Origin of the sequence: Croceicoccus sp. YJ47 (assembly GCF_016745095.1) — a bacterium.
Lineage (GTDB): Bacteria > Pseudomonadota > Alphaproteobacteria > Sphingomonadales > Sphingomonadaceae > Croceicoccus.
In genome coordinates, this window is record NZ_CP067087.1 from 2,587,412 (window position 1) to 2,598,309 (window position 10,898).

At 65.9% G+C, this 10,898-nt stretch carries 5 protein-coding genes and 1 pseudogene; 5 read left to right on the plus strand and 1 reads right to left on the minus strand.

Annotated elements, in window-relative coordinates; all coding sequences use genetic code 11:
- Nucleotides 1–38: 38 nt before the first annotated feature.
- The 4 genes and pseudogenes from JD971_RS12615 to JD971_RS12630 all read left to right on the plus strand — a co-directional run bounded on the left by JD971_RS12615 (nucleotide 39) and on the right by JD971_RS12630 (nucleotide 7,085).
- Nucleotides 39–1,574, plus strand: a complete 1,536-nt coding sequence (locus JD971_RS12615) for a tryptophan halogenase family protein (protein WP_202087655.1) — start codon at nucleotides 39–41, stop codon at nucleotides 1,572–1,574.
- Nucleotides 1,571–3,412, plus strand: a pseudogene (locus tag JD971_RS12620) (alpha-amylase family glycosyl hydrolase). Before JD971_RS12615 ends, JD971_RS12620 begins: the two are co-directional and overlap by 4 nt.
- Entirely contained in the window at nucleotides 3,412–5,025 is a 1,614-nt protein-coding gene (locus JD971_RS12625; protein WP_202083895.1) for an alpha-glucosidase, read from the plus strand. The pseudogene JD971_RS12620 and the gene JD971_RS12625 overlap by 1 nt, the downstream one beginning before the upstream one ends.
- Nucleotides 5,025–7,085: a glycoside hydrolase family 97 protein gene (locus tag JD971_RS12630; RefSeq protein WP_202087656.1), complete on the plus strand. Its 2,061-nt coding sequence runs from the start codon at nucleotides 5,025–5,027 to the stop codon at nucleotides 7,083–7,085. Before JD971_RS12625 ends, JD971_RS12630 begins: the two co-directional genes overlap by 1 nt.
- Before the next feature lie 273 nt (nucleotides 7,086–7,358).
- Here JD971_RS12630 and cls read toward each other — a convergent pair whose 3' ends face one another.
- Nucleotides 7,359–8,789 carry a cardiolipin synthase gene (gene cls, locus JD971_RS12635; protein WP_202083897.1) on the minus strand — a complete coding sequence of 477 codons (1,431 nt, stop codon included), beginning with the start codon at nucleotides 8,787–8,789 and terminating at the stop codon, nucleotides 7,359–7,361.
- Nucleotides 8,790–9,089: 300 nt separating this feature from the next.
- Here cls and JD971_RS12640 point away from each other — a divergent pair, with 300 nt between their 5' ends.
- Complete coding sequence (locus JD971_RS12640; protein WP_371809647.1) at nucleotides 9,090–10,760, plus strand: carboxylesterase/lipase family protein; 1,671 nt, start codon at nucleotides 9,090–9,092, stop codon at nucleotides 10,758–10,760.
- The last annotated feature ends 138 nt before the right edge of the window (nucleotides 10,761–10,898 follow it).

Here is a 10,898-nt window from a genome sequence, read left to right on the forward strand (position 1 = left end):
GGACCGTGTGAAGGGGACGAGGGAGGACCAAGGCCGTGATGCAGGACGATGGCGCAACGCGACCGCTCAAAATCGGGATCGCGGGGGGCGGGACGGCCGGGTGGATGGCCGCCGCCGCCCTTGCAAAGCTCACCGGGTGCGAGGTCGTGCTGATCGAATCGGAGGCGATCGGCACGGTCGGCGTCGGCGAGGCGACCATCCCGCAGATCCGGCTGTTCAATCGCGGGCTGGGCATCGACGAGGCCGAGTTCCTGCGCGAGACGAAGGGCACGTTCAAGCTCGGCATTGCGTTCGACGGCTGGCGGCGCGACGGCGAAAGCTACATGCATGCATTCGGCCATGTCGGGCGCGGGGCGGGATTGCTGCCGTTTCATCAGCTCTGGCTGCGCGGCCGCGAACTGGGCGTGGCGAAGGATCTTTCCGCCTATGCGCTCAACGACAGGGCGGCGCGCGCGGGAAAGATGCAGATGGCGCCGGGTGGCGGAGCCGCCGACATGCCGTGGGCCTATCATTTCGATGCCTCGCTCTACGCCGGTTTCCTGCGCCGTTTTGCCGAAACGCACGGGGCGGAGCGTATCGAAGGGCGGATTGTCTCGGTCGAACGCGATCGCGAAAGCGGGGCGATCCGCGCGCTCACTCTCGATGCGGAGCGGCGGGTGGAGGCGGATTTCTTCCTCGACTGCACCGGTTTTCGCGCGCTGCTCAAGGACGAGACGACCCGCGACGATTTCGCCGACTGGAGCCACTGGCTCCCGTGCGACCGCGCGGTGGCGGTGCCCAGCGCGGCGGCGGATGCAATCGTGCCCTACACCCGCGCGACGGCCCGTGCTGCGGGGTGGCAATGGCGCATCCCGTTGCAGCACCGGACCGGCAACGGGCTGGTCTATTGCAGCGAATTCCTGTCGGAGGGAGAGGCGGAAGCGGTCCTGCTCGCCCATCTCGACGGCGCGCCGATCGGGGCTGCCAACCATCTGCGTTTCACGACCGGGATGCGGACGGCGCCATGGCAGGGCAATTGCCTCGCGCTGGGCCTCGCGGCGGGTTTTCTCGAGCCGCTGGAATCGACGAGCATCCATTTGATACAGTCGGGCATCGCGCGCTTTCTCGCCATGCTGCCCCGCCGCGACGCGCCCGCCGCGATGGCGGAGGAGTTCAACCGGCAGGCACGGTTCGAGTGGGAAAGCATCCGCGATTTCCTCATTCTCCACTACGCCGCCAATGCGCGTGAGGGGCAGCCGTTCTGGGATCGTTGCCGCGCGATGACGCTCCCCGACGGGCTCGCTGCGCGGCTCGCGCTGTTTCGCGCCACCGGCTTTGTCCGGCGCGAGCATGACGAGCTGTTTACCGAGCCGGGCTGGATACAGGTGCTCATCGGGCAGGGAATCGTCCCGCGCGCGACCCACCCCAATGCCGATGCGCTCGCGCCGCACGTGCTGGCCCGCATGTTGCACGAAATGGCGGGGGGCATTGCGTCGCTCGTCGATACCATGCCGACCCACGTCGAAACCTTGCGCGAATTTTGCGCATCGCCATCCACGCCCCGATCTGCCGCCATGATGGAGACAGCCCGATGAAACGCTTCGCCCTGATCGCCGCCGCCCTGATGGCGGGCGTGCCTGCGATTGCCATGCCCGCATCTGCCCAAACCGCCGTTGCCCAACCGGCGCCCGAACGCTTTCGCGAGCGCGGGGTGGAGGATGAAATCATCTATTTCGTCCTGCCCGACCGGTTTGCAAATGGCGACACCGCGAATGACCGCGGCGGCTATCCGGCGGACCGGATGCGCAGCGGGTATGACCCGGCGCACAAGGGGTTCTACCACGGCGGCGACCTTGAAGGTCTGACCGAAAAGCTCGACTATATTCAGGGGATGGGCGTCACCGCGATCTGGTTCGCACCGATTTTCAAGAACAAGCCGGTGCAGGGCGAGCCCGGCGATCCGGAAAGTTTCAGCGCGGGCTACCACGGGTACTGGGTTACCGATTTCACGCAGGTCGATCCGCATTTCGGGACCAACGCGGATTTCGAAGCGTTCGTCGCGGCGGCGCATGCACGCGGGATGAAGGTCTACATGGACATCATCGCCAATCACACCGCCGACGTCATCCGCTTTGCCGAGGATGAATACGCCTATCGCAGCAAGGGGGACTACCCCTATTCCACGCGCGGCGGTCCCGGCGGCCCGGCCATCAACAAAGGGTTCGATCCCGCCGATCCGAGTGCGGAAAACTGGGCGCGGCTGACCGATCCGGGCTTTGCCTACACCCCCGTCGTGCCGGAGGCGGAGCGCCATGCGAAGGTGCCTGCCTGGCTCAACGATCCGATCTATTATCACAATCGCGGTGACACGTTCTGGACCGGGGAGAGCAGCGTCGATGGCGATTTTGTCGGACTCGACGATCTGTTCACCGAGCATCCGCGCGTGGTCGAGGGGATGATCGCGATTTTCGGCGACTGGATCGACCGGTACGGGATCGACGGGTTCCGCATCGACACGGCAAAACACGTGAATCCCGAATTCTGGCAGGCCTTCGTGCCCGCCATGCTCGCCCGTGCGGAGGCGCGGGGCATCCCCAACTTCCACATTTTCGGGGAGATCGCGTATGACACGCCGGATGCCGTCACCGCCGCGCGGGTCATGGCGGAGGCCGATCTGCCCTACGCGCTCGACATGGGGTTCGCGAAGGCGGCGCAGCTTGTCGCGAGCGGCTAGGAAAGCCCTGCCGTGATGGCGGAATTCCTCATGCAGGATGTGATCTATCCCGGCGGGGCGGTCACGGCGACCGGCCTGCCGACGTTCCTTGGCAATCATGATTTCGGGCGCTTCTCGATGTTCCTGCGCGATTACGCCGAAACCGGCGACCGCGCCGAATTGCTCGCCCGGACAAAGCTCGGCCATGTGATGATGTTCGCGCTGCGCGGCGTGCCGACGGTCTATTACGGGGACGAGCAGGGCTTCATCTCCGACGGCAATGACCAGCTCGCGCGTGAGGACATGTTCGAAAGCCGGGTCGATGCCTATAACGACAATGCCCTGCTCGGCACCGATGCGACCACGGCGCAGGCGAATTTCGATACAGGGCACCCGCTGTACCGCCTCATCCGCGAATTGTCGGCGATGCGCACCGGCTCGCCGGCGCTGCGGCGCGGGCTGAGCACCGTGCGCGGTTTCGACCACGAGGGGCCGGGCCTGCTCGCGGTGGAGCGATACGATGCGGCGAGCGGGAGCCGCGTGCTCGCCGCGTTCAACACGTCTGCCGAGCCGATCACGCGCGACATCGCGGTGGATTACGATGCCCGCGCGCTGACCCCGCTTGCGGGCGAATGTCCGGCGGCCGTCACCGCCCCGGGCAGCGTGCGGCTGACCATCCCGGCGTTCGGCTGGGCCGTGTGCGAACTGGAGGCCGGGTGATGGCAGACGTCGGCACGCACGAACCCATGGCGCAGACCGACGCCGCCATCGAATGGTGGCGCGGCGCCGCGATCTACCAGATTTATCCGCGCAGCTTCATGGATGCGAACGGCGACGGGATCGGCGATCTTCCGGGGATTACCAGCCGGATGGAGCATATCGCCTCGCTCGGTGTCGATGCGATCTGGATCTCGCCCTTCTTCACCAGCCCGATGAAGGATTTCGGCTATGACGTCGCGGATTACCGGGACGTCGACCCGATCTTCGGGACGCTTGCGGATTTCGATGCGCTCGTCGCGCGCGCGCATGCGCTGGGGCTCAAGGTGCTGATCGATCAGGTGTATTCCCACACCTCGGACGAACATCCCTGGTTCGTGGAGAGCCGGAAGAGCCGCGATAATCCGCGCAGCGACTGGTACGTGTGGGCCGATGCGAAGCCCGACGGAACGCCGCCGTCCAACTGGCAATCGGTGTTCGGCGGCCCGGCCTGGACTTGGGATGCGCGGCGGGGGCAATATTACCTGCACAATTTTTTGAGCTGTCAGCCGCAGCTCAACGGCCATAATCCCGCCGTGCAGGACGCAATTCTGGACGTGATGCGGTTCTGGCTCGATCGCGGTGTCGACGGGTTTCGCATCGACGCACTCAATTTCGCGATGCACGACCCTGCATTGCGCGACAATCCGCCGGCCCCGCCGACCGACCGCCCGCGCACGCGCCCCTTCGATTTTCAGCGCAAGATCCACAACATGTCGCATCCCGACATTCCCGGATTCATCGAACGGATCCGCGCCGTCACCGACGCCTATGACGCGATCTTTACCGTCGCGGAGGTCGGCGGCGACGAGGCCGAGGCGGAGATGAAAGCCTTTACGCAGGGCGATGGGCGGCTGAACTCCGCCTATGGTTTCAACTTCCTCTATGCCGATCGCCTGACGCCCGGCCTTGTCTGTGCCGCGCTGGCCGAATGGCCGGAGACGGGCGGGACGGGCTGGCCGAGCTGGGCGTTCGAAAATCACGATGCGCCGCGCGCCGTGTCACGCTGGTGCGCGCCGGAACACCGTGAGCGGTTCGCCCGGATGAAGATGGCGCTGCTCGCGTCGCTACGCGGCAATATCATCCTTTATCAGGGCGAGGAACTGGGCCTCACGCAGGTCGATATTCCCTTCGACCAGTTGCAGGATCCCGAGGCGATCGCGAACTGGCCGCTGACCCTGTCGCGCGATGGCGCGCGCACGCCGATGCCGTGGCATGGCGAAGCGGGCGGCGGGTTCGGCGCCGATACGCCCTGGCTCCCCCTCGGCCAGGAGAACCTCCAAAGGTCCGTCGCGCAACAGGATGCGGACCCTGCCTCGCTCCTCGCTCTGACCCGCGAACTCATCGCATTGCGCAAATCATCGCCCGCGTTGCGGCATGGCGGCGCGGCCTGCAAAGCGATGGGCGCGCTGCTCCGGCTCGAACGCTCTTCGGGCGGGGAACGGGTGGTGTGCCTGTTCAACATGTCGCCCGACACACTCGACAATATTCCCATTCCCCAAGGAGAAACCCTATGCAGCGTCAATTCGGTCAAGGACAGCCTTGGGCCCTATGCCGCGGTCATGGTGCGGGCATGATGCGCGCCGCTTTGAAGGCGGCGGTAGGCGTGCTGCTCGCGTCGAGTGCGGTGCCGGCCTTTGCGGGCGACGTCACCTCGCCGGACGGGCGCACAGTCGTGACGCTCGACGTGGATGGGGATGGCGTTGCGTTTTACCGGGTGACGCGCGATGGAAAGCCGCTCATCGCCGATAGCGACCTTGGCTTCCTGTTCACCGACGCGGAACCGATGCGCCGCAATTTCACGGTCGAGGCCGAAACGCGCGCCACCCACGACGAAAATTGGGAGCAGCCGTGGGGCGAACGCCGCTTCGTGCGCGACCATCATAACGAGCTTTCGGTCACCTTCCGCGAGGCGCGCGACACCAGCACGCGTGCCTTGACCGTGCGGATGCGCGTGTTCGACGACGGCATCGGTTTTCGCTACGAATTTCCCGAAAGCGCCGACATGCCGGTCGCGAACATTGCCGAGGAGCTGACCGAATTCGCCATCGCACCCGAGGCGGCGGCGGATGGCAAGGCGTGGTGGATCCCCGGCGGCGACTTCAACCGCTACGAATATCTCTACAACGAAACGCCGATCGAGGAGGTCGGCATCGCGCACACGCCGATCACCATGCGGCTTGCGGACGGAACGCATCTGTCGTTTCACGAGGCGGCGCTGGTCGATTATTCGGGCATGTGGCTGCGCAGGATGGAAGGCTCGCGGTTTCGCGCCATGCTTGCCCCGTCGAGCCGCGGCGCCAAGGTCGTGCGCGAGGGCGCCTTCACCACCCCCTGGCGCACCATCCGCATCAGCGACGGGCCGGCGGGCTTGGTGGAAAGCGACCTGGAACTGAACCTCAACGAACCGAACACGCTCGGCGACGTAAGCTGGGTCGAGCCGGGCAAATATATCGGCATCTGGTGGGGCATGATCTCCAACCGATGGACCTGGGCGTCGGGCGAACGGCATGGCGCCACGACCGAACGCACGAAGCGATACATCGACTTCGCCGCCGAGCATGGCTTTCGCGGCGTGCTCGTCGAAGGGTGGAACGTGGGGTGGGACGGCAACTGGTTCGGCAACGGCCGCGACTACAGCTTTACCGAGGCCTATCCCGATTTCGACCTCAAGGCCGTTACCGATTACGCGCGGAAAAAAGGCGTGCGCCTCATCGGCCATCACGAAACGGGCGGCAATATCAAGGTGTACGAGGATCAGCTCGCCGCCGCGATGAAGCTTTACGGCGATCTCGGCGTGGATTGGGTGAAGACGGGTTACGTCGCCGACGCGGGCGGGATCACGTCGTGCAACGCCGATATTGCCGATCCGTGCGTCGGCGATGCCGAGGTCTTCGAATGGCACGACGGACAGCGGCAGGTGCAACATCACCTGCGCGTGCTGCAGGAAGCGGCGAAGAACCATGTCGCGGTGAATGCGCACGAACCGGTCAAGGATACGGGCCTGCGTCGCACCTATCCCAACTGGGTCGCGCGCGAAGGGGCGCGGGGGCAGGAATATAATGCATGGGCGCCCTTTGCCAACGGGCCGGACCATGAACCGACGCTCGTCTATACGCGCCTGCTGTCCGGTCCGATGGATTACACGCCCGGCGTGCTCGGCCTCGTCGGGGATCAGGATTATCCGATCGCGAGCACTCTGGCGAAACAGCTTGGCCTCTACCTCGCGATCTATTCCCCGATCCAGATGGCGGCGGATTTCCCCGAAAGCCTGGCCGCCCATCCGCGCGAACTCGCATTCATCAAGGCCGTGCCTGCCGACTGGTCCGAAAGCCGGCTGATCGCGGGTGCGGTGGGCGATTATGCCATTTTCGCGCGCAAGGACCGCGCGAGCGAGGATTGGTATGTCGGCGGCGTCAACGACGCGACCGAGCGTAACCTGACACTCGATTTCGACTTCCTCGAAGAGGGCCGCACCTATACCGCGAAGGTGTGGAAGGACGGGCCCAATGCCACCTATCTGACAGAGAGGCGGCACGACATCGCCTATGATACGGTGACGGTGCGCAAGGGTGACAGCTACGCCGTGCGGCTGGCGCCGGGTGGCGGGCTGGCGATGCAGCTCGTGCCGCGTTGAGCGTGCTCGCTTTTAGCTCTTGGCCTGATGGCGGGGCCGGGTGCTGAAGATAGCGATGATGAGGCTGCGTGCCGCATTCGCTTCGGCTGGCAAGAGCGTGCCGCGTTCGGGGCGGGTGCCGGGCGCGGTTTCCGCCAATCGCGAAGGAGCCCGCATTCCACAAGGGCGCGCCGCGATCTTGCGGAACCGTCTTTCACGGCATGAAGTGCCCGCCCCTGTCCAGTGCATGGCAGCGCGGCATCGCGAATGGTCCGCCTGTTCGGAAAACCGGCCTCAGAACACCGCCGCCACCATGGTCAGCAAATTGTCGACCAGGCGGCGCGGCATGGCGCGGCCGATGGCATCCTCGCGGTCGATCTCGATCGCATCGCAGAGCCACTCCTGCTGCCGCTGCTCCAGTTGGGCGGCGAGCGACGGACAATCGAGCAGCAGGTTGTTCTCGAAATTGAGGTCGAGGCTCCGGCGGTCCATGTTGGACGATCCGATCATCGCAAGGGCGGTGTCGACGACGATGGTCTTGGCATGTAGCAACCCGCCGCGATATTCGAAAATACGCACTCCCGCCTCGATAAGCGATGGATAGTAGGCCCGGCTGATTGCGGCGAGCGCCCTGCTGTCGTTGCGATGCGGGAAGACGATGCGGACTGCCACCCCGCGCCGCGCCGCGGCAATGATCGCGGCGAGCAAGGGCGGATCGGGCGCGAAATAGGGCGTCGTGATCGTCACCCGTGATTGCGCCGCGGCGAGCACGGCAACGAACATCGCTGTCATCGTCCCGCGCGGCGACATCGGCCCCGTCCCGGTGGCGATGGCGGGGAAACCCCCGACGACAGGCTGCGGCGCGTCGGGGAGGGCCGGGCGCAGATCCTCCTCCGTTTCGAGCGCCCATGTCGCGGCGAAGATCAGTTCGCTCTGACGCACGACCGGCCCTTCGAAGCGGACGAGAATGTCGACCCACGGCGCAAAGCGGCGCTTGATCCGAAAGGCCGGATCGGCGCAATTCTGGCTTCCGCAATAGGCGACGCGCCCGTCGATGACGGCGATCTTGCGATGGTTGCGAAGATCGATGCGATGCCCGACGAGAAAGCCGAGGCCGAAAGGTGCGCGCAGCACGCTGCACACCTGGGCGCCGGCATCGCGCATCCTGGTCCAGCATGCGGAACGGATCAGGCCGCGCGATCCGATCGCATCGGCGGCAATGCGGCAGGCCACGCCCCGGCGGGCGGCGCGGCATACGGCCTCGGCGACCATCGTGCCGTTATCGTCTTCGAGCCAGATATAGAAGCAAAGATGCACCGTCGTCGTCGCGGCGTCGATGTCGGCCACCAGCATCGCGATCGCCCCATCGGCATCGGGCGTGAGCCGCGCCGCATTTCCGGTCGCGACGGGCCAGCGGGACGCCGCCTCGAACGTGGCGAAGGCATTGGCGTACCGGCCGCCCGCATCGTCGTGCCGCGCCGCCGACGGCGCCAACGCACGCAAGCCCTCCCGGATGCGCCGGTCCCGGGTACGCAGCCCGCTCGAAATCCAGGGTTCGCCGAACAGGATGTAGAGCACGACCCCCACCACCGGCAGCGCGATCAGCAACAGCAACCATGCCGCGCGCGCAGAGGAATCGCGCCCTTCGAGCAGGATCGCGCGAAGGATCACGCAAAGCTGCACCACAAGGAGGGTCAGCCACGCCGCTGTCTCAAGTCCGGTCAATGCGGGTTCGTCCTGCCTTCCTCGCGTCTTGCCGCCGCTCTTGCAAAGTATAAGCCGGGGTCCAACACGCATTTCGCCACAAGGACAAGCGCGTATTGCCCGCGTGTCGCTTTCCCTTCGCGAGGCGGGGCGAGGTTTCCCGCATGTGACGCGGACATGCGGCAATGGTCGATTTGCTTTGCGTGCTGCCCTCGGTCTGGCACAGGAAAGGGGATCTTCGCGCCGGATCGAGGAGGGCGGGCGAACCCGGCGCCCGGTGACGCGCGCCATCGTCCCGCGTCCGAAGGAAAGGAACAAGCAATGCGACCGACCCGATTGCCCATGCTGCTCGCCGGGCTTGCCGCGATGTCCCCGATGCAGGCCGTATCGGCCCAATCGGTGCCGCGGAGCGTGGAGCAGGTGCGGATCGACAGCGGCGCGATCCGTGGGGAACGGGACGACGAAGTGATAAGCTGGAAGGGCATTCCCTTTGCGCAGCCGCCGGTGGGCGCGCTACGCTGGCGCGCGCCGCAGCCGGTTCGCCCGTGGGACGGCGTGCGCGAAACCACCGCCTACAGCCCCGATTGCATGCAGCTCCCCTTTCCCAGCGATGCCGCCCCGCTCGGCACCGAACCGGCGGAAGACTGCCTCTATGCCAATGTGTGGCGGCGGGGCCGGGCGGGGGGCGACCTGCCGGTCATGGTGTGGATCTATGGCGGCGGTTTCGTGAACGGCGGGGCCTCGCCGCCCACCTACGCGGGTGCGAACCTGGCGCGGGACGGCATTGTCGTCGTCAGCTTCAACTATCGCGTCGGGCGGTTCGGAACCTTCGCCTTTCCGCAGCTTACCCAAGAGAACGCCGATGATGGCAGGCTCGCGAATTACGGCGCGATGGATCAGATCGCCGCGCTCGAATGGGTGCGGCGCAATGCCGCGGCCTTTGGCGGGGATCCCGCCAATGTGACGATCGTCGGCGAAAGCGCGGGCGGCATGTCGGTGCACAATCTTGTCACCTCGCCGCTGTCGCAAGGCCTGTTCGCGAGGGCCGTGGTCATGTCCGGCGGCAATGGGAAGGGCGAGGGCACGACGCTCGCCGAGGCGGAGCGGATCGGCGAGAATTTCGCCCGCCGCTACGCCATCGACCCCGATGCACCGGGCGCGCTGGCGCAGCTGCGCGCCCTTTCGGCACAGGAGGTTACCGACGGGCTGAACCTCATGCAGCAGCCTGTGGATCCTGTCACCTACACGCGGCCTTTTGCCGACGGGACCGTGCTCGTCGATCTTGAGCAGGCCTATGCCCGCGACCGTTTTGCAAAGGTGCCGACGATGATCGGCGCGACCAGTGCGGACATCGGCGGCAAGACCGGGTACATGGTCGCGGGCGCCCGCGACGTTGCGGGTATGCTGGCGCAAAAGGATGTGCCGGTCTGGTCATATCGGTTTTCCTACGTCGCGGATTCCATTGCGCAGCCGGGCGCTCAACATGCCTCGGAAATCCCCTTTTTCTTCGACAATACCGCCATCAAATACGGCGATGCGACCACCGCGCAGGACATCGCCACCGGTCATATGGTGAGCGACTATCTCGTCAATTTCGTGAAGACCGGCAATCCCAACGGTCCCGACCTGCCGTTCTGGCCCCGCTATGGCGTGGCGGGGGACGCGATCATGGATTTCGCAGCGTCGGGAGAGGCCGCGGCGCAGCGCGATCCATGGGGCGCGGACATTGACGCGATGCGCCGGCGGGTGGACGCCGCGCGTGCCTCCGGTCTTTACAACAGCCTGACGACGCCGATCGGAACCATGCTCGACGATCCGGCGGCCCGGCCGATACTCGCACGCTATTTTCCCGATTTCGTGAACGGCCCGCAAATCGGAATGGCGCGGGATGCCACTTTCGATACGGTCCGAGCCTATATGCCGCAGGTGATGACGGACGAAAAGCTGACCGCGATGGACGCCGAACTCGCCGCCTTGGGAAAGCAGCCATGACCCGCGCGCGGGCGGGGCAGGTCGGGGCAAAGTCACCTGCGCGGCGGCGGGGGCGGGACACGCAATAGAGCGACGGGCCGAGGGGCGGCGTCTGAACCGTCAGGCCTGCACGGGTTTGCGTTCAGGCCCGGCGCGTGG

Excerpts from the sequence above, each read along its gene's own strand:
- JD971_RS12615 (WP_202087655.1), top strand. The coding sequence starts at position 39 with ATGCAGGACGATGGCGCAACGCGACCGCTCAAAATCGGGATCGCGGGG.
- JD971_RS12625 (WP_202083895.1), top strand. The coding sequence starts at position 3,412 with ATGGCAGACGTCGGCACGCACGAACCCATGGCGCAGACCGACGCCGCC.
- JD971_RS12630 (WP_202087656.1), top strand. The coding sequence starts at position 5,025 with ATGCGCGCCGCTTTGAAGGCGGCGGTAGGCGTGCTGCTCGCGTCGAGT.
- JD971_RS12640 (WP_371809647.1), top strand. The coding sequence starts at position 9,090 with ATGCGACCGACCCGATTGCCCATGCTGCTCGCCGGGCTTGCCGCGATG.